General features: G+C 54.8%; 18 protein-coding genes. 17 read left to right on the top strand and 1 reads right to left on the bottom strand.

Features of this window, described 5'->3' with window-relative positions:
• The 17 genes from KXR87_RS07620 to KXR87_RS07540 form a co-directional block, all read left to right on the top strand.
• A partial coding sequence (locus KXR87_RS07620; protein WP_437431661.1) for a fimbrial protein occupies positions 1-307 on the top strand: 307 nt, incomplete at its 5' end.
• A 481-nt stretch (positions 308-788) separates the two neighbouring features.
• Entirely contained in the window at positions 789-1,355 is a 567-nt protein-coding gene (locus KXR87_RS07615; protein ID WP_437431660.1) for a Csu type fimbrial protein, read from the top strand.
• An 88-nt stretch (positions 1,356-1,443) separates the two neighbouring features.
• Positions 1,444-1,923: a Csu type fimbrial protein gene (locus KXR87_RS07610; RefSeq protein ID WP_437431659.1), complete on the top strand. Its 480-nt coding sequence runs from the start codon at positions 1,444-1,446 to the stop codon at positions 1,921-1,923.
• 15 nt (positions 1,924-1,938) lie between these two features.
• The gene (locus KXR87_RS07605; RefSeq protein ID WP_437431658.1) at positions 1,939-2,703 is read left to right on the top strand and encodes a fimbrial biogenesis chaperone; all 765 of its coding nucleotides are present in this window, start codon (positions 1,939-1,941) and stop codon (positions 2,701-2,703) included.
• Positions 2,682-5,075, top strand: coding sequence for a fimbria/pilus outer membrane usher protein (locus KXR87_RS07600; RefSeq protein ID WP_437431657.1), 2,394 nt, complete (start codon positions 2,682-2,684; stop codon positions 5,073-5,075). Before KXR87_RS07605 ends, KXR87_RS07600 begins: the two co-directional genes overlap by 22 nt.
• A complete protein-coding gene (locus KXR87_RS07595; RefSeq protein ID WP_437431656.1) occupies positions 5,075-6,049 on the top strand; it encodes a Csu type fimbrial protein in 975 nt (324 codons plus the stop codon). The genes KXR87_RS07600 and KXR87_RS07595 overlap by 1 nt, the downstream gene beginning before the upstream one ends.
• A 135-nt stretch (positions 6,050-6,184) precedes the next feature.
• Entirely contained in the window at positions 6,185-7,849 is a 1,665-nt protein-coding gene (tar, locus tag KXR87_RS07590) for a methyl-accepting chemotaxis protein II (protein WP_437431655.1), read from the top strand.
• Positions 7,850-7,891: 42 nt separating this feature from the next.
• Positions 7,892-9,490 carry a methyl-accepting chemotaxis protein IV gene (tap, locus tag KXR87_RS07585; RefSeq protein WP_437431654.1) on the top strand — a complete coding sequence of 533 codons (1,599 nt, stop codon included), beginning with the start codon at positions 7,892-7,894 and terminating at the stop codon, positions 9,488-9,490.
• A gap of 18 nt (positions 9,491-9,508) precedes the next feature.
• Positions 9,509-10,378 (top strand): protein-glutamate O-methyltransferase CheR, encoded by an 870-nt coding sequence (gene cheR, locus KXR87_RS07580; protein WP_437431653.1) that lies wholly within the window; start codon positions 9,509-9,511, stop codon positions 10,376-10,378.
• Positions 10,375-11,427: a protein-glutamate methylesterase/protein-glutamine glutaminase gene (locus KXR87_RS07575; RefSeq protein ID WP_437431652.1), complete on the top strand. Its 1,053-nt coding sequence runs from the start codon at positions 10,375-10,377 to the stop codon at positions 11,425-11,427. Before cheR ends, KXR87_RS07575 begins: the two co-directional genes overlap by 4 nt.
• A 16-nt stretch (positions 11,428-11,443) precedes the next feature.
• On the top strand, positions 11,444-11,833 hold the full coding sequence (gene cheY, locus KXR87_RS07570; protein ID WP_437431651.1) for a chemotaxis response regulator CheY: 390 nt from the start codon (positions 11,444-11,446) through the stop codon (positions 11,831-11,833).
• 10 nt (positions 11,834-11,843) lie between these two features.
• On the top strand, positions 11,844-12,488 hold the full coding sequence (gene cheZ, locus KXR87_RS07565; RefSeq protein ID WP_437431650.1) for a protein phosphatase CheZ: 645 nt from the start codon (positions 11,844-11,846) through the stop codon (positions 12,486-12,488).
• A gap of 248 nt (positions 12,489-12,736) precedes the next feature.
• Positions 12,737-13,885 carry a flagellar biosynthesis protein FlhB gene (gene flhB / locus KXR87_RS07560; RefSeq protein WP_437431649.1) on the top strand — a complete coding sequence of 383 codons (1,149 nt, stop codon included), beginning with the start codon at positions 12,737-12,739 and terminating at the stop codon, positions 13,883-13,885.
• Complete coding sequence (flhA, locus tag KXR87_RS07555; protein ID WP_437431648.1) at positions 13,878-15,956, top strand: flagellar biosynthesis protein FlhA; 2,079 nt, start codon at positions 13,878-13,880, stop codon at positions 15,954-15,956. Before flhB ends, flhA begins: the two co-directional genes overlap by 8 nt.
• Positions 15,956-16,351 carry a flagellar protein FlhE gene (flhE, locus tag KXR87_RS07550; protein WP_437431666.1) on the top strand — a complete coding sequence of 132 codons (396 nt, stop codon included), beginning with the start codon at positions 15,956-15,958 and terminating at the stop codon, positions 16,349-16,351. Before flhA ends, flhE begins: the two co-directional genes overlap by 1 nt.
• Before the next feature lie 272 nt (positions 16,352-16,623).
• Positions 16,624-18,201, top strand: coding sequence for an MFS transporter (locus KXR87_RS07545; protein WP_437431647.1), 1,578 nt, complete (start codon positions 16,624-16,626; stop codon positions 18,199-18,201).
• A gap of 10 nt (positions 18,202-18,211) precedes the next feature.
• On the top strand, positions 18,212-19,351 hold the full coding sequence (locus tag KXR87_RS07540) for a glycoside hydrolase family 88/105 protein (protein ID WP_437431646.1): 1,140 nt from the start codon (positions 18,212-18,214) through the stop codon (positions 19,349-19,351).
• Between the two features lie 213 nt (positions 19,352-19,564).
• Here KXR87_RS07540 and KXR87_RS07535 read toward each other — a convergent pair whose 3' ends face one another.
• Positions 19,565-19,927: a hypothetical protein gene (locus KXR87_RS07535; protein ID WP_437431645.1), complete on the bottom strand. Its 363-nt coding sequence runs from the start codon at positions 19,925-19,927 to the stop codon at positions 19,565-19,567.
• Positions 19,928-19,932 lie beyond the last annotated feature (5 nt).

Below are 19,932 nucleotides of genomic sequence, written 5' to 3'. Positions count from 1 at the left end.
GGTCGGCACCAACAGTGGCGTTATTGCGCTGGACAGTGGCAGTACGGCAACAGGCTTTGGTATTCAGCTCGCCTGGGGAGCGACCTCCCAGTCAACAGGCTTAACGCCGGGAAGTCCGGTAACATTTAATCAACCCGTCAAGCCGGGTGATATTGCAGCCACGGGCTATACGACAAAAACTTACTCCAGCAGCAGTACGCCCACGACTGAGACCATTAAAATGGCTGCCCGCTACATTCGCACCACGGGAACGGTCTCGGCAGGGACGGCGAATTCTTCGATAGAGATTGTGGCAAGTTATAATTAACCGCTGCCAATACCCTTTCTTCACCGGGAGCTGAAGCACTACTCAGAGCGTATGATCCGCGTCAGCCTCCCGGTAAATTAATTGCACTATTCTCAGTTAATCGCAATTTAAAATATATGATGTGACCGTCAATAAGCATTAATGATGACATGACTGAGGGATAAAAAATAATTAATTTAAGTGACACTACGACTTAATGAATTCAGGCTACTTCCTTTTTATTACAGAGGTGATTTAATGTGATAAAGGTCACATGGTTTGAGATATATCTTTTGCATGGACGCACATGTGGTTTTTAAATGGTGCTAATACATTGATTGATATGATTTTTAAATTCAGTCGTGCCGCATCGCTTTCTATTCCCGCGCAGTGGTTGTTCTCCCGTTATTCAACTAAATTTTGTTATTGCTGCTGGTAAATTGCGTGTTCGCCGCTTGAAAGTATTTTTTAAAATAAACACGCGTCATTTCGGAGGTTCAGAATGCAAAGAATACGCTTTGTTATGATGGTAGGGATGGTTGCGCTCTCGGTAAATAATGCCAGCGCTGTCACCAGCTCAGGCACCATTGGCGCGACCCTAACGCTTTCTAATGGTTGCCTGATAAATGGCTCTCCTTCTCAATCGGGCATTAACTTCGGTACTTTGAACTTCGGTGAGCATCCCGCTACCTTCAGCGAATTAACAACGCAATTATCGGCGACGGGTGCAGGAGGGAGCACCTTTACCATTCAGTGCACCACCACAAGTTACACGGTGCAGATTATTGGCAATACCAACTCGGCCACCCCAGGGTCGACGGTGGGCACACCGGGCGCGACGCCACGTTACCTGCGCACGGCGGCAAATACCCAGGGCGTGGCCTATAGCGTCTACAGCGACAGCGCATTCAGTAATGAAATTGGCAATAACACCAATATTCCACGTACCTCAACCGCTAACGGCATTGACTCCTACACGCTGTACGGCCGTATTCAGGGGGGCGGAAACAGCGTAACGGTCCTTCCTGGTACCTACACCGATACCCTGAATGTGAACGTGACGTACTGATAACACCACAATGTGGGTGAAAGGTAAGAGTGCTTCTTGCGTGAGAAGCCACAGATTGCTGCACCTTTTTTTCGGGCTGGTCATATGCATGACGGTAAGGCCGGAGAATGCAGTCGCCCTGACGATTTCACAGCAGACATTTACTGTGGGGGCAACCATCACCCCAGGGTGTTCCGTTACCAGCGGCGCGGGCGGCGTGCTGGGTAGCCTGAACTTTGGCACCCATACCGGGGCTGAAAGCGGACGAGTAAGCACCAGTTTTGTACCAAATGCGGCGTTGTCTCTCGCCTGTACGCCGGGAGTGGCGCTCAGCATGACAATTGATAATGGCGTCAATTACGCTTCGGTCCGCAATTTACAACGCGCGGGGGGAACACAGCGTGTGCCCTACAGGCTTTACACCAGCAGTTCACTGGCAGCCAACTCGGAAATCACAACACAGCCCGTCGCGATTAGCTATACCGATGCCAACGCGATTGCGCTCAGCATCTTTGGCGCTGCGCAGCTTACCGCATTAACGCCTGCGGGAACCTATACAGATCAACTGACCGTGACCTTGTCATGGTAATAAGGGAGAAGGGATATGAGCGTCACCTCGGGCGCCGCACGTGCGGCTGGATGGTTACTGGTGGCGTCGCTGAGTATCGCGACAGGAGAGGCAAAGGCGGCGGCCACAATCTTGCTCTGGCCCATTGATCCCTGGCTTGGCGCAGAGACCAAAGCCACGGAATTGTGGATCCAGAACCAGGGCGACAGCCCGGCAACCATGCAGGTGCGCATTGTGCGCTGGCAGCAGATTGCGGGCAACGAACGTTACGAACAGCAAACCGATGTAGTGGCCAGTCCGCCGATAGTAACCATTCAGAAGGGATCGAAGCAGCTTATCCGCCTGATTAAACAGACCCAGGTTCCGGCGGGTGTTGAACAGGCGTATCGGATTATTGTTGACGAAATCCCTCAGCCAGTTAACGCCACCACGCCGCAGATTGGCATCAAGTTGCAGATGCGCTATTCGATCCCGCTCTTTGTTTATGGTCAGGGCATTACCACTTACCCGGACAGCGCCAGTCATGCACTGGTTGAAGCTGGGGATTTGAGCTGGCAGGTGGTTAGGGATAACGGTAGGCCTGCGCTTGAGGTACGCAACAGCGGCAAGGTTCACGTCCGCCTGACGGACGTTACAGGGCGGCAGGGGGGACAATTACGCCCGGTTGCCGAGGGGCTTCTGGGCTACGTTCTGCCCGGCGGCACGCGCACCTGGCCGCTTCCGGCTAATTTGCCAGCCCCGGTTGAGCTGAAAGCAAAAATCAATGCGCGGGATAGTGAATGGCAGTCCTCCGCCAGGTAATTATCCCGGCGATGCTCCTGCTGGTTCATGCAGTCTCTGTACAGGCGCAGGAAGGGGATGACGCACTGCCACCGCCTCCCGATGCCCAGGCGATAAATGAAGACGCCGTTTTTCATTTAAACCTGGTGCTGAACCATTACGATACACAGCAGGTCGTCCCGGTAACGCGCAGAGCGGGGGCGTATTTTGTTGCCAGCGCCGACCTGCAACGCGCAGGGATCCCGGCTGAACATCTGCCACAGGGGGAGGTCAATGTGTCGGCGTTAGCGAACGTCCGTACCGACTACGACAGTGCAGGGCAGCGGCTATTGCTCTTTATGCCTCGTGAATGGTTGCCTGAACGCTTTACCGCGTTTAATGGTGAACAGGAGCGGAGCGAGCTGTTTTATGGCCGTGGTTCCCTGCTGAACTACGACTTCTACACCAGCAATACCGAACAGATCGGTGGTCAGGCCTCGTTGTGGCATGAATACCGCTTTTTTGCAGGCAATGCTTCGCTTTCGACCACCGGTACCTGGATTTCCCGTCTGTCGGGTGACGCTGCACAACAGGAGGGGTACACGCGTTACGACACCTCGCTGTTATTTACCAACGAAGATAATGCCACGCAAATCAGCGTGGGGGACGTTATCTCAGATGCCCTGAGCTGGAGCAGCAGCGTGCGCGTGGGCGGCATAAGCTACGGCCGTGATTTTTCCTTACGCCCTGATTTAGTTACCTGGCCGATTCCGTCGTTTTCCGGGGAGGCTGCGGTGCCAACCTCGGTGGATGTGTTCATTAACGGCTACCGCGCCGGTTCAAGACAGCTTGAGCCCGGCCCCTTTACCCTGACGAATCTCCCCTACATTAACGGGGCAGGCAATGCCGTTCTGGTCACCACGGATGCGCTCGGCAGGCAGGTGAGTACCACCATGCCTTTTTATGTCGCAAGCGATCTGCTCAAAGCCGGGCTTCACGACGGTGCGCTGACCGTAGGCAGCCTGCGCCGCAACTACGGTCTTGATAATTTTGATTACGGCCCGCTGGTGGGGAGCGGCTCTTACCGCTATGGACTGACCGACTACCTGACGCTTGAAGCACATGGTGAAGGTGCCCAGGAGCTGGCGCTGGGCGGGGCCGGTGCGGTCATCAAAGCAGGGCGTCTTGGGGTAGTGAACACCGCCTGGACAGAAAGCCGGATGCGTGAAGAAAGTGGTAGCCAGTTCAACTGGGGCTATCAGTACAGTACCAGCGCCTTTAGTATTGCCACCCAGCATATCCGGCGCGATCGTGGGTTTGGCAACCTGGCGCTCTATGACCAGAACTATTACTACGCCAGCGCCACCAACAGAAGCGCCCAGCCCGTCGCCAGTCTCAGTCGCAATACTGACCAGTATTCACTCTCTTTTACTCTCGGTGACTATGGCACAGTCGGTGCCGCCTGGATCGGGGTGCAAAGCTTTGACAACAGCAAAACTGAACTGCTCAACCTCTCCTGGAGCAAGAGTCTCTGGGGCGCCAGTAGCCTTTATGTTTCCGGCAGCCATGATAAGCAGCGTGGGGACTGGACGATGGCGATGGCGATTCAGATCCCACTGGGTGAACGAGATAACGCCACCTTCAGCCTCGAAAAAACGCCCGATTATGGCAATGCGCAGCGTGTGAATTACAGCCATTCGATGCCATCCGACGGGGGACTGAGCTGGAACCTGTCGCTAGGTCGCCAGAGTGAAGGTGATAGCTACCAGCAGGGGACGCTCGGCTGGCGTAACAACAATGTGGAGATGCAAGGGGGCTTGTATGGCTACACCGGCATGCGTACCTGGTGGGGAGAGGTGATGGGATCGCTGGTTATGATGGACAATGAGCTGCTGGCCGCCAATAGAATCAATGATGCGTTTGTGGTGGTCAGTACCGGGGGACAGCCTGATATTCCGGTCAATTACGAGAATCAGCCCGTGGGCAAAACCAACAAAAATGGGTATCTGCTGATAAGCGGCGTGTCGTCCTATTATCCGGCAACCTACAGCATTAACACCCTGAATTTACCCGCAGATACCAGCATCGCCCAGACCGAACGCCGTGTGGCCTTACGTCGTCACACGGGGTATCTGGTTGAGTTCCCGATGGAGCAGGAGCGGGTGGCAAACGTTATTTTGCATGATGAGCAGGGTGACCCTGTACCGGTGACAAGCCAGGTCAGTCGGGAAGGGAAGCCAACGGCGGTCGTGGGCTACGATGGCATTGCGTGGATTGAAAATCTGGAGGAGTCCAGCGTGCTTAACGTCAGGCTGCCGGACGGTTCGCGCTGTGTCGCCCGCTTTACGCTCGACCCGAACCCGGAGCATAAATTACAAACCTACGGACCCCTGACCTGCAGGAGGAGCAACTGATGCGCAAGGTATTCCTCACCCTGGTATTGCTGCTCATCAGCATTCCACACGCCAGGTCCGCCTGTCGGGCTAACTTTTCTAATGCCAGCCCGTCGCTGGGAACCCAGGTCAGCTCCTTTGTGCTCAATACCAACGAGCAGACGACAACCCTCAACTTACTTCTCGATTGCGACAGCACCTTAACCCTGCTCACTAATGATTCCGTGACCTTAACCGCCATCTCGCCGACGCCGTTTGTTGGCGATCGGGCCGTCATGAGACGCACGGATGCCACCGCCTCGACCGACGCCATCGCCTTTAGATTATGCGGTCTTAATACCTGCAGCGCCGCCAGTGAGATATCGCGAATTAAGGGGTATACCTGGACCGGCGGCGTGCTACTGACGTTGCTTGGCTCAAAACGTTACACCTTACCCCTCTTTTTACGCACGGTGACCGGGCAGACCGTGTCGGCAGGGACTTACCAGGGTGTGATGACGTTAAATCTTTATTACAGTATCTGCGCCGAAGGGGTGATTGGTTGCGCCACTAATCAGGTGGGTAATCTCCCCCTGACGCTCACGGTCAACATGACCGTCGCCAATGACTGCACGACCATTACCGCTCCGGCGGTTGCCTTCGGGAGCGCGCCAGTGGCAAAAAGTTTCCCGACCATCTCGCAGTCGGTAGGGGTCACCTGCACCAAAGATTATGCCTACACGGTCGGCATCAACAATGGCCTGAACGCCAGCGGTAACGTGCGCAGAATGGCGAGCGGGGCGACCAACCGTCTGAGCTATGAAATTTATAAAGGCAGCACCACATCGCGCTGGGGATCGACTGGCTCTGAGCGCTGGGCCAGCGCAATCTCATCGGCGGTCAGCAGCGATGGCACACTGCGCACCTTTAACTATACGGCGCAGGTCCTGCCGAACCAGATAACCCCGCCCGGAGGCGTCTACAGCGACACGCTGACCATCGATATCGGCCTTTAATCCCTCATCTCCGGGGCAGGCGAAGATAACCTGTCCTGGAGATAATGCAGCCTATATGTAATTCCTTTTCGCAAATGTAAAGTTCCGTTGGCCTTTGCCGATAACCTCGATAACAAGTTTTCGGGAAGGTGTCATATGTTGAACCGTATTCGCGTTGTCACAATGCTGATGAGTGTGCTGGTTGTCTTTGCGCTGCTCCAGTTGCTCTCTGGCGGCCTTTTTTTCTCGTCGCTTAAACAAAATCAGCAAAGCTTTGCGGTCTCCAACGATCTCAGGGAGCAGCAGACTGAACTCGGTAAAACATGGGAGCTGATGCTGCAGACGCGTATCAACCTCAGCCGTTCATCCGCACGCATGATGATGGATGCGAATAATCAGCAGAGCAGTGCCAAAACCGACCTTCTCAACAGCGCGAAAAGCAGTCTTGCTGAAGCCGGCAAACACTACGACCGCTTCCGCGCTTTGCCGGTGGTCGCTGAAATGGATCAGGCCCGTCAGACGCTTGATGAAAAGTACAAAACCTATGCTGCCGGCCTCACCGAACTGGTGCAGTTCCTGGAAAACGGCAACATGGACGGGTATTTCGCCCAGCCGACTCAGGGTATGCAAAATGGCCTCGGTGAAGCCTTAAAGAATTATGCAACGCTCAGTGAATCCCTCTACCACCAGGCTTATGACGAAAGCGTAAGCGATTACCAGTTTGCAAAATGGCAGATGGCTGCGCTGGCGCTGGCGTTAGTTGTGGTGCTGATTCTGGTCTGGGAGGGCATTCGCCGCATTCTGCTGGCTCCGTTAAGTGCCGTAATCAGGCACATCCGTGAAATTGCAGGCGGCAATCTGGCGCATAACCTGGTGGTGGAAGGGCGCAGCGAAATTACCGATCTTGCTCACAGCGTGGATCATATGCAGCGTTCGCTCATTGACACTGTCACCAGCGTTCGTGCCGGTTCTGATGCCATCCACGCCGGGACCAGCGAAATTGCCGCCGGCAATAACGACCTCTCATCCCGCACGGAAGAGCAGGCGTCAGCCTTGGAAGAGACTGCCGCCAGCATGGAAGAGCTGACAGCGACGGTGAAACAGAACGCCGAAAACGCCCGTCAGGCCTCGCTGCTGGCGAAAAGCGCCTCGGATACCGCCGGGCACGGCGGAAAAGTGGTTGATGGCGTGGTAAAAACCATGCACGACATCGCCGCCAGCTCGCAGAAAATTTCTGACATCACCAGCGTCATCGATGGTATCGCCTTCCAGACCAATATCCTGGCGCTTAATGCCGCGGTAGAAGCGGCCCGCGCCGGTGAGCAGGGACGGGGCTTTGCCGTGGTCGCCGGTGAGGTGCGAAATCTCGCCAGCCGCAGTGCTCAGGCCGCAAAAGAGATTAAAGCCTTAATTGAGGACTCCGTCTCCCGCGTGAATACCGGTTCGGAACTGGTGGAAAGCGCCGGGGAGACCATGAACGATATCGTCAGTGCGGTGACCCGCGTGAACGACATTATGGGTGAGATTGCGTCGGCGTCTGATGAACAGAGCCGGGGCATCGATCAGGTTGCGCTGGCGGTGTCTGAAATGGACCGCGTCACGCAACAGAACGCGTCACTGGTGCAACAATCTGCAGCTGCCGCTGCAGCATTAGAAGAACAAGCCAGCCGCCTGACCAGGACGGTCTCCGCTTTCAGACTCTCTACTGTACCCGGAACCCCGGCTCAGCGTTCGCTTAATCCGGCAGCTGTTAACGTTCCGACAGGTGCCAGACCACGCCAGCTCTCAACCGGACAAGATGATAATTGGGAAACCTTTTAATGGATAATCACGGCGGTCGGATGCCGCCTGATGGGAGCGTGGATGTTAAACCGTATTCGTATCTCGACAACACTTTTTCTGATTTTGATTATTTGTGGCGTTTTGCAGGTTGGGAGTAACGGGCTATCGTTTTGGGCGTTTCGTGAAAGTACTGGCCATCTGGAAGAACTCGAAAAAAGTAACCAGCAGCGCAGTACCCTGATGATGACGCGCTCACTGTTGTTGCAGGCGAGTACGGCACTGAACAAAGCCGGAACCCTGACCGCGCTGGCCTACCCACCGGAGGAGGTTAAGGGTCTGATGGCGCAGGCCAAAGGCTTTCTTTCGCAGGCGGACGCAACACTGCAGGCATTCCTTGCCATTCCGGTATTAACCGAAGATGGCAAAACCCTGCAGGCGGTCACAAAAGTGGCCTACAGCGCCTGGCATGGCGATCTGGAGCACCAGGCGACCTGGCTTGAGAATAACCAGCTGTCAGATTTTATGACCGCGCCGGTGCAACAATCGCAGGAGGCATTTGATAAGAATTTTGCTGCCTGGCAGACGCATATCGACAGCTTTGTGCGGACAGCGAAAGCGGACGGACAGAATAATTACCAGCGCTCCGCCGTGATTTTTGTGGTGGTGGTGATTCTGGCCGCGCTGCTGACCTCCGGCGCACTGTTCTGGTCACGCAAAATGATCGTGCAGCCGCTGGCAATCATCAGCAGCCACTTTGACAGCATTTCGCAGGGGAATCTGGCGCGTCCGATTGCGGTATTTGGTAAAAATGAAATTTCCGCCATTTTTGCCAGCCTGAAAAAAATGCAGTCGTCGTTGCGCACGACGGTAACCGACGTCCGGCACGGCAGCTATGCAATGCATACCGGTATTTCGGAAATCGCTGCGGGGAATAATGACCTGTCGGCACGCACCGAACAGCAGGCCGCTTCGCTCGCACAAACTGCGGCAAGCATGGAAGAGTTAACGGCGACCGTCGGTCAGAATGCCGACAACGCCCGTCAGGCGTCAGGCCTGGCACAGGGGGCTGCCGAGACAGCACGTAAAGGCGGGCAACAGGCGGCTAATGTGGCAAACACCATGCACGAGATTGCCACCAGCTCGCAAAAAATTGGCGACATCATCAGCGTGATTGATGGTATCGCCTTCCAGACAAACATTCTGGCACTCAACGCTGCAGTGGAAGCGGCGCGTGCCGGTGAGCAGGGCCGCGGCTTCGCCGTGGTGGCCGGTGAGGTGCGTAACCTTGCCAGCCGAAGCGCACAGGCGGCAAAAGAAATAAAAGGGTTGATAGAAGACTCGGTCTCGCGTGTGCAGCAAGGGTCAGCGTTGGTGGATACCTCCGCGCAAACCATGATGGAAATTGTCCGTTCGGTCACGCAGGTGAACGACATCATGGGCGACATTGCTTCAGCATCGGATGAACAACGCCGTGGCATTGAGCAAGTCGCGCTGGCCGTCAGTCAGATGGATCAGGTCACACAGCAGAACGCATCGTTAGTTGAAGAAGCGGCTGCAGCGACCGATCAACTCGCCCACCAGGCGGATCATCTGACCTCGCTGGTTGCAGTATTTAAAGTTGAAAACCATGTTTCAGCACCCGAAGTGGCACCGCCTGAGGGCGTGCCTGTTGCATCATAAACCAGGTGAGAACGCGCCATGACAACATCGCTGCCCAGTGGGCAATCGTCATCCATATTGCAACAGATGACCCAGCGCCTCGCGCTGTCTGACGCGCATTTTCGTCGAATCTGTCAATTGATTTATCAGCGAGCCGGGATTGTGCTCGCCGATCACAAAAGGGACATGGTTTACAACCGTCTGGTGCGCCGTTTGCGCACGCTTGGGCTGGACGATTTTGGTCGCTACCTGAGTATGCTTGAAGCGAACCAGAACAGTGCCGAGTGGCAGGCGTTTATTAACTCCCTGACCACCAACCTCACCGCCTTTTTCCGGGAAGCGCACCACTTCCCGGTACTGGCAGAACATGCGCGCAAGCGCAGCGGTGAGTACCGTATCTGGAGTGCGGCAGCCTCTACGGGCGAAGAGCCTTATTCGCTTGCCATCACCCTTGCGGACGCACTAGGCATGGCACCAGGTCGCTTTAAGGTCATCGCCAGCGACATCGACACGGAAGTGCTGGAAAAAGCGCGCAGCGGTATTTATCGCCAGGATGAGCTGAAAACCCTGTCGCCTCAGCAGCTACAGCGTTATTTCATGCGCGGAACCGGGCCGCATTCCGGTTTAGTACGTGTACGCCAGGAGCTGGCAAATTACGTGGAGTTTATGCCGCTGAACCTGCTCGATAAACAGTACAACGTCCCCGGGCCGTTCGATGCGATATTTTGTCGTAATGTTATGATTTACTTTGATAAAACGACGCAGCAGGACATACTGCACCGTTTCGCACCAATGCTTAAGCCTGACGGATTACTCTTTGCCGGGCATTCGGAGAATTTCAGCAACCTCGTGCGTGAGTTTAGCCTGCGTGGCCAAACCGTTTATGCGCTGAGTAAGGAAAAAGCATGAGTAAAATCAGGGTAATGTCTGTTGATGATTCGGCACTGATGCGTCAAATCATGACCGAAATTATCAACAGTCATAGCGATATGGAAATGGTCGCTACGGCACCGGATCCGTTAGTTGCCCGGGATTTAATAAAAAAATATAACCCCGACGTGCTGACGCTGGACGTGGAAATGCCCCGCATGGATGGGCTGGATTTCCTCGAAAAGCTGATGCGCCTGCGGCCCATGCCGGTGGTGATGGTTTCTTCCTTGACCGGTAAGGGTTCTGAAGTCACATTACGTGCGCTGGAACTGGGAGCCATCGATTTTGTGACCAAACCGCAGCTGGGCATTCGTGAAGGAATGCTGGCCTACAGCGAGATGATTGCTGAAAAGGTACGCACGGCTTCTCGTGCCCGCCTGGCCGCGCATCATCCAACGGCCGCACCAGTGGCATTGATGAAGTCGGGGCCGCTGTTAAGTTCGGAAAAACTGCTGGCAATTGGGGCTTCAACCGGAGGAACAGAGGCAATTCGTCATGTACTCCAGCCATTGCCCCTCTCAAGTCCGGGTATTCTGATTACACAGCACATGCCGCCGGGCTTTACCCGCTCGTTTGCTGAACGTCTGAATAAGTTGTGTCAGATAAGCGTGAAAGAGGCGGAAGACGGTGAGCGTGTACTGCCAGGGCATGCGTATATTGCCCCGGGAGATAAACATATGGAGCTTGCGCGAAGCGGCGCGAACTACCAGATAAAAATCCACGACGGTCCGCCGGTAAATCGGCATCGTCCAGCCGTGGACGTTCTATTTCATTCGGTCGCCAAGCATGCAGGGCGTAACGCCGTTGGCGTTATCCTCACAGGGATGGGCAATGATGGGGCGGCAGGAATGTTAGCGATGCATCAGGCGGGGGCCTGGACCATCGCGCAAAATGAAGCAAGTTGTGTGGTGTTCGGCATGCCGCGCGAAGCCATCAATATGGGTGGCGTGAGCGAAGTGGTCGATCTCAGTCAGGTTAGCCAGCAGATGCTGGCGAAAATCAGTGCCGGACAGGCAATACGTATTTAACGAGGAGTGAAGTTTTATGGCGGATAAAGAGCTCAAATTTCTGGTTGTTGACGATTTTTCCACGATGCGTCGTATCGTGCGCAACCTGTTAAAAGAGCTGGGGTTCAACAACGTTGAGGAAGCCGAAGACGGCGTTGACGCGCTGAATAAACTTCAGGCCGGCGGCTTTGGCTTTGTGATCTCTGACTGGAACATGCCGAACATGGATGGCCTTGAGTTGCTTAAAACCATCCGCGCGTCAGGTAACATGGCGACATTACCGGTACTGATGGTAACGGCAGAAGCCAAGAAAGAGAACATTATCGCAGCGGCACAGGCTGGTGCGAGTGGCTATGTAGTGAAACCGTTCACTGCTGCAACCCTGGAAGAGAAACTCGGTAAGATCTTCGAGAAACTCGGCATGTGAGGACTGGACGATGATTCAACCTTCTATTAAACCTGTGGAAGAGCATTCACCTACCGACATCATTGCCCGGATCGGTAGCCTGACCCGTATGCTGCGTGACAGCCTGCGTGAGTTAGGCCTCGATCAGGCGATTGCGGAGGCGGCAGAAGCGATTCCCGATGCCCGCGATCGTCTTGATTACGTGGTGCAGATGACAGCGCAGGCCGCCGAGCGTGCGCTCAATAGCGTAGAAGCTTCCCAGCCTCATCAGGATGCGCTGGAAAAAGGGGCCAAAACGCTTTCTAAACGGTGGGATGAGTGGTTTGAAAATCCGATCGAACTGAGTGACGCGCGTGAACTGGTGACCGATACCCGCAAATATCTGGGTGACGTACCGGGCCATACCAGCTTCACTAACGCCCAGTTGCTGGACATCATGATGGCGCAGGATTTCCAGGATCTGACCGGTCAGGTTATCAAGCGTATGATGGACGTGATTCAGGAGATTGAGCGTCAGCTGCTGATGGTGCTGCTGGAGAACATGCCCGATCCTTCCTCACGTCCGAAACGTGAAAACGAAGGCCTGCTCAATGGTCCGCAGCTTGACGCCACCAAAGCCGGTGTGGTGGCAAGCCAGGATCAGGTCGACGACCTGCTGGACAGCCTCGGTTTCTGATAAACCTAGAGCGTGCCTGATGGCGTTTCACTTGCCCGGTCTACAGCCCTGTAGGCCGGGTAAGGCGCTTGCGTCTGACTGGCATAACGCATGCTATTGCACATTCAGACAGGAGACATTTTTCTCTCCCTGCTGTGATTCGCTTTTCTCAAATCGCGAAAACCCCCCGTTTTTATGCCTTACTCCGCCCATTAGACAGACTTGACTCTGGCAATATGTCGTCAAACCTCCACCCGTGGATTTAAGCCGTGGCAGAAGATAGCGACGACAAAACAGAAGCCCCCACATCGCACCGACTAGAAAAGGCGCGAGAAGAAGGGCAGGTTCCCCGATCGAAAGAGCTGACCTCCGTACTGATTCTGTTGGTGGGTGTCAGCATTATCTGGATGGGTGGGGAGGACTTTGCACGTCGCTTGTCGATGATGCTGACGGCGGGGTTACGTTTTGACCACAACATTGTCAACGATCCGAATCTGATCCTCAGTCAGATAATTTTGCTGATCAAAAATGCAATGTTTGCGTTACTGCCGCTTATCAGCGGGGTTGTCATCATGGCTATAGTGGGTCCACTGATGCTGGGTGGACTGGTGCTCAGCGGGAAATCGTTACAGTTTCAGTTTTCAAAACTGAATCCGCTTAGCGGCATCAAACGTCTCTTCTCGGCACAGGTGGTCGCTGAGCTGGTGAAAGCGGTCATGAAGGCGCTGCTGATGGGAAGCGTGGCCGGGCTCTATTTATGGCATAAATGGCCGGACGTGATGCGACTGATGACGGAAGCGCCGGTTACCGCGATGGCCAGCGCGCTCAATATTGCTGGCATGTGCTGCATTCTGGTGGTGCTGGCGATTATCCCGATGGTCGGCTTTGATGTCTTCTTCCAGATATACAGCCACATTAAAAAATTACGCATGTCGCGTCAGGATATCCGTGATGAATTTAAACAGCAGGAAGGCGACCCCCATGTTAAGGGTCGTATCCGGCAGTTGCAGCGTGATGCCGCGCGTCGCCGCATGATGTCCGACGTGCCTAAAGCGGATGTCATTGTGACCAACCCGACCCACTACGCCGTCGCGTTGCAATATGATGAGAACAAAATGAGTGCGCCAAAAGTGGTAGCGAAGGGCTCCGGTCTCGTTGCGCTGCGCATTCGTGAAATTGGTACGGAAAACAAAATTCCGCTGCTTGAAGCGCCGCCGCTGGCGCGTGCGCTTTATCGCCATGCTGAAATTGGTCAACAAATTCCCGGGCAGCTGTATGCGGCCGTTGCCGAAGTGCTGGCCTGGGTATGGCAATTGAAACGCTGGCGTCTGACGGGCGGTCAGCGGCCGGTTAAACCTGCAAATTTACCTGTGCCTGAGGCGCTGGATTTTTTGAACGAGAAGGATACTGATGGCTAATCTGGTCTCCATGTTGCGCCTGCCGGCCAACCTGAAATCAACGCAATGGCAGATTCTGGCAGGACCCATACTGATCCTGCTTATCCTGTCGATGATGGTATTGCCGTTGCCATCATTCATCCTGGATCTGCTTTTTACCTTTAACATTGCGCTGTCGATCATGGTGCTGTTGGTGGCAATGTTCACCCAGAAAACCCTGGAGTTTGCTGCGTTCCCCACCATTTTGCTGTTCACCACCTTACTGCGCCTTGCGCTGAACGTGGCCTCCACGCGTATTATTTTGATGGACGGGCATACCGGCGGTGCGGCGGCAGGTAAGGTGGTCGAAGCGTTCGGCCACTTCCTGGTCGGGGGGAACTTCGCGATTGGTATCGTGGTGTTCATCATCCTCGTCATCATTAACTTCATGGTTATTACCAAGGGTGCCGGACGTATTGCGGAAGTCGGTGCGCGTTTTGTTCTTGACGGTATGCCCGGTAAGCAGATGGCGATTGATGCCGATCTTAACGCGGGCCTGATTGGTGAAGATGAGGCCAAGCGCCGCCGTTCTGAAGTGACTCAGGAAGCCGACTTCTACGGCTCAATGGACGGTGCGAGTAAATTCGTGCGTGGGGATGCCATTGCAGGCATCCTGATTATGGTTATCAACGTGATTGGCGGCCTGCTGGTGGGCGTGTTGCAGCATGGTATGGACGTAGGCCACGCGGCAGAAAGCTATACGCTGCTGACCATCGGTGACGGTCTGGTCGCACAAATTCCGGCGCTGGTCATTTCGACGGCGGCAGGCGTTATCGTTACGCGTGTAGCCACCGATCAGGACGTCGGCCAGCAGATGGTGGGGCAGCTTTTCACCAACCCGCGCGTCATGCTGCTCAGTGCCGCCGTGCTTGGTTTGCTGGGACTTGTACCCGGTATGCCGAACTTTGTCTTCCTGCTGTTCACCGGGGCATTGCTGGGCCTTGCCTGGTGGCTACGGGGCAAGGAGCAGGAAGCACCGGCGGAAGTCGCACCGGTCAAAATGCCGGAAAACACCCAGGCTGTTGAAGCCACCTGGAACGATGTGCAACTGGAAGACTCGCTCGGTATGGAAGTGGGATATCGCCTGATTCCAATGGTCGATTTCCAGCAGGATGGCGAGCTGCTCGGACGTATCCGCAGTATCCGCAAGAAATTTGCCCAGGATATGGGCTTCCTGCCCCCGGTGGTCCATATTCGTGACAATATGGACCTGCCACCGGCGCGCTATCGCATCCTGATGAAAGGGGTGGAGGTAGGCAGCGGTGAAGCCTATCCGGGACGCTGGCTGGCGATTAACCCTGGCACCGCCGCAGGCACGCTGCCGGGCGAGCAGACGGTAGATCCGGCGTTTGGTCTGACCGCTATCTGGATTGAGAGCGCCCTTAAAGAGCAGGCGCAGATTCAGGGCTTCACCGTGGTGGAAGCCAGTACCGTGGTCGCAACACACCTTAACCATCTGATCAGTCAGTTTGCCCCTGAGCTGTTTGGGCGCCAGGAAGCGCAGCAGCTACTGGATCGCGTGACCCAGGAGATGCCGAAACTCACGGAAGATCTGGTGCCGGGCGTGGTAACGCTGACCACCCTGCACAAGGTGCTGCAAAACCTGCTGGCAGAAAAAGTACCGATCCGCGATATGCGTACCATTCTGGAAACCCTGGCCGAACATGCGCCGGTACAAAACGATCCGCACGAACTGACGACCGTGGTACGCGTTGCGCTCGGCCGAGCTATCACCCAACAGTGGTTCCCTGGCACGGGCGAGGTGCAGGTCATTGGCCTCGATACCCCGCTTGAGCGTCTGTTACTCCAGGCGTTGCAGGGCGGTGGCGGGCTGGAGCCGGGTCTGGCCGATCGTCTGCTGGCCCAGACTCAGGAAGCGCTGTCACGCCAGGAGATGATGGGCGCGCCGCCTGTCCTGCTGGTAAACCATGCGTTGCGTCCGCTGCTGTCGCGGTTCCTGCGTCGTAGCCTGCCTCAGCTGGTGGTACTGTCGAATCTTGAAATGTCTGATAATCGCCATATCCGTATGACGGCGACCATCGGAGGTAAATGATGCGACGCCTCGCGGGCCTGCTTCTGTTAATACCGTTGTTCGGCCAGGCTGCCGGTGAAGGCGCCTGGCAGGACAGCAGCGTAGGTATTATTTTAAGTCACCGGGGGCAGGCTGCGTCATCGCGTGTGCTTGCGCCATCCCAGCCTGTCAACGGGCTGATGACCCTTGTCGTCTGGCGTTATGAACTTAACGGGCCAACACCGGCGGGATTAAATGTGCGCCTCTGCTCACAGACCCGCTGTGTTCAGCTTGATGGTCAAAGCGGGAGCACCGTAGGCTTTGCCGGTGTACCGGCTATTGAACCTATGCGCTTTGTCTGGGAGGTTCCTGGCGGGGGACGTTTGATACCCGCGCTGAACGTTCGCAGTAATCAGGTCATCGTTAACTACCGCTAAACGCTCGTCTTTTCAGCAGTCATCGTTCTCTTTTCATGGATTATGATGACTCGCTCGCAAATTTTGACCCTCACTTTTGAAGCAGTAGAAACACTGTTTTATAAATCAGTGACGCACGTAATGAGACTCTTTGCTTTTTTGCCATTGTGCCCACTTTGGTGGCAGAAACAGGAAGGTTTCAGAATGCGCATACTCTTACTTTAGCCGTGTAAGAACCACCTTTGGCGAAAGGATTGCCAGAGGTCCCTCACTAATGAACAGGGTTAACGGCAATGAAAACACGTAAAATTGGTTTAGCTAACTATCTCGCCTACGGCTCAGGCGATTTTCTGGGGGCGGGCACCACGGCACTGACCGCTGCATGGCTTCTGTACTTCTACACAACGTTTTGCGGGTTAACACCTATCGAAGCGACCTTTATTTTTGCCGCCGCAAGGGTACTCGATGCCGTTGTCAGTCCGCTGATGGGCTTTTTGACCGACAACTTCGGGTCAACATGGCTGGGTAAACGTTTTGGGCGTCGCAAATTCTTTATCATGCTGGGTATTCCTTGCGTGTTCAGCTATTCCATTATGTGGGTAGGGGACATGAACTTCTGGTATTACCTGGTGACCTATCTGATTTTTGACATCGTCTACACCATGATCCTGGTACCCTACGAAACCCTGGTGCCGGAAATGACCGATGACTTTAAACAGAAAACCAAATTCTCGGGTGCGCGCATCTCAATGGCGCAGATGTCGGCTATTTTGGCCTCTTTCCTGCCGGGCATCCTGCTGGCTCATTTTGGTAAAGACAACCCCATCTCCTTCTTCTATGCAAGCCTCGTCTTCTCCGTACTGTGCGCCATCATGCTGACCTTTGTCTGGTGCTTTACCTGGGAGCGTCCGCGTGAAGACTGGACTGAAGCCGCGCTGCGTGCAGAAGAAGAGAAGAAAAGCCTGACCTTTAGTCAGAGCATGAGCCGTCTGTTCGTGGAATTAAGCTCGACGCTGCGCATTAAAATTTTCCGTCAGCACCTTGGCATGTACCTCGGCGGTTATATTGCCCAGGACGTCTTTAACGCGGTCTTTACCTACTACGTGGTCTTCGTGCTGATGCAGGAAGCCTCTATGGCCTCCAGCCTGTTGGGCACCATGGCCATCTTCCAGTTCATTGCCGTTATCGCCATGATCCCGCTGTGCATCCGCTTCGGACCTGCGCCGTCTTACCGCATGGTGGTGGTGCTGTTTGGTCTGAGTGCAGTCTCTTACGCGGTGCTCTACTGGGCAGGCCTGAGTGATGTCTACTCGCTGCTGCTGTTGATTTCTGCGGTCGCGGGCCTGGGCCGTGGCGGTATCAACTACGTACCGTGGAACACCTATACCTACATTGCTGATATTGATGAAGTGGTCACCGGTCAGCGTCGTGAAGGGATTTTCGCGGGCATCATGACCCTGACCCGTAAAGCGTCTCAGGCCGGTGCGGTGATGCTGGTGGGGATTGTGATGCAGATGTCCGGATTTGTCTCCGGGCAGAAAACTCAGGTGCCAGAAGTCAGCCATACCATTCTGCTTATCTTAAGCGTTGGCACGGTGGCGGTGTTGTGCTGCGGCTTCCTGGTCTCCCTGCGCTTCAAACTGAACCTGAAAACCCACAGCATCCTGCGTGAAGAGACGGCAAAAATGCGTTCTTCCGGTCGCGCCATGCCGGAAACCGCAACGCCTGAAGCCCGTGCGACCGTCGAAATGCTGGCAGGTATGCCGTATGACACCCTGTGGGGCAATAACAACATTGGCTATCTGAATCGTAATAAACCTGCCGCGCCGTCACTGAAAGAACGCGCGTCACTGAAATCGACTTACAACTGAGGTTAAGAATATGAAGGTTTGGCCTGTTAAACACAGCCCGTTACTTTGCCAGCCCGAGCGTTTTATCGCCCGCGATGAGCTTAAAGCATTGATCCAGAAGGTGACGCATAATCTGGTTAATATTCATGATACCTCTGGTGAGTTTTTACTGCGGCTTGATGATGGACGCGTGATTGATACCAAAGGATGGGCAGGGTGGGAGTGGACCCACGGTGTCGGACTTTATGGCATGTATCAGTATTACCGTCAGACGGGGGATAAAACCGTTCGCGATATTATCGACAGCTGGTTTGCCGATCGTTTCGCTGAAGGCGCGACCACCAAAAACGTCAACACTATGGCGCCGTTCCTGACCCTGGCGTATCGCTACGAAGAAACCGGTGAGGCCAGTTATTTGCCGTGGCTGGAAACCTGGGCTGAATGGGCGATGAGCGAAATGCCGCGCACCGAGCACGGCGGCATGCAGCACATTACGCTGGCGGAAGAGAACCATCAGCAGATGTGGGATGACACGCTGATGATGACCGTCCTGCCGCTGGCGAAAATCGGCAAGCTGCTTAATCGCCCGGATTACGTTGAAGAAGCGGTGTATCAGTTCCTGCTGCATGTGCAGAATCTGATGGACCGCGAGACGGGGTTGTGGTTTCACGGCTGGAGCTATGAAGGCAACCATAACTTTGCCCACGCCCGCTGGGCACGGGGTAATAGCTGGCTGACGATTGTCATCCCGGACTTCCTGGAGCTGGTGGATCTGCCGGAAAACAACGCCGTGCGCCGTTATCTGGTGCAGGTGTTGAATGCCCAGATTGCCGCGCTGGCGAAGTGCCAGGATGAGAGCGGACTGTGGCATACGCTGCTTGACGATCCGAACTCTTATCTTGAAGCGTCCGCCACCGCCGGGTTTGCCTATGGCATCCTTAAAGCCGTTCGCAAGCGCTATGTCGGACCGGAATATGCGCAGGTGGCTGAGAAAGCAATCAAGGCGGTGGTGCAGAACATCTCAGCAGAAGGGGAGCTGCTGCAGGTCTCCTTTGGTACCGGGATGGGGAGCGATTTAGACTTCTATCGCCAGATCCCGCTGACCTCCATGCCCTATGGTCAGGCTATGGCCATGTTGTGCCTGACGGAATACCTGCGCAAGTATTTTTGACGGGGCCGGCGACATATCCGTAATCCTGCGGGGTTACGGATTTTTTTTGTATATCGGTCAGCGCGACACACTTTTAGTTACAACATACTTTCTATTTTAACTTTGCTGCCAGTAAGCGGCAGCGGCGCTCGTTGCTTGTCAGGCAGGGGATGAGAGGCACGGTGTTGTAGGTAAAAAAATCCCCTGCAGGTTAGCAGGGGATTGACTGGCCGATTAGTTCGGGCATAACCCGGTAGGTTTTTTTAGCGGGCCGCACTGGTCAAAGCCGTAAACCTTGTAGCCTTTGCTTTCCATGCAACTTATTACTTTATCCCTTCGTTTTACGGATTGCTCGTACGTCTCACCAGGGTTGGTGGTATTCAGACTCCATTGCGGATCGTCAAGATTCTCCTTACGATCAACACCACAGCTGTACAGATCGGCTTTACGCTGAGCCTCATTGGTGCGGCCCGATGCCTCCGGCTTCTGAAATACCTGTACCCAGGGCACGTACCTGTAATTCGACGAGTCCAAATCCGCAACGACACAGCCGGATAACATAAACAGACTCGCGATAATGCCTGACATCTTTACCATGTTTT

The organism is Yokenella regensburgei (genome assembly GCF_051486985.1).
Classification (GTDB): domain Bacteria; phylum Pseudomonadota; class Gammaproteobacteria; order Enterobacterales; family Enterobacteriaceae; genus CBFFRJ01.
The sequence above is the reverse complement of the archived record's forward strand: the minus strand, read 5'-3'. Positions and strand labels throughout refer to the sequence as shown.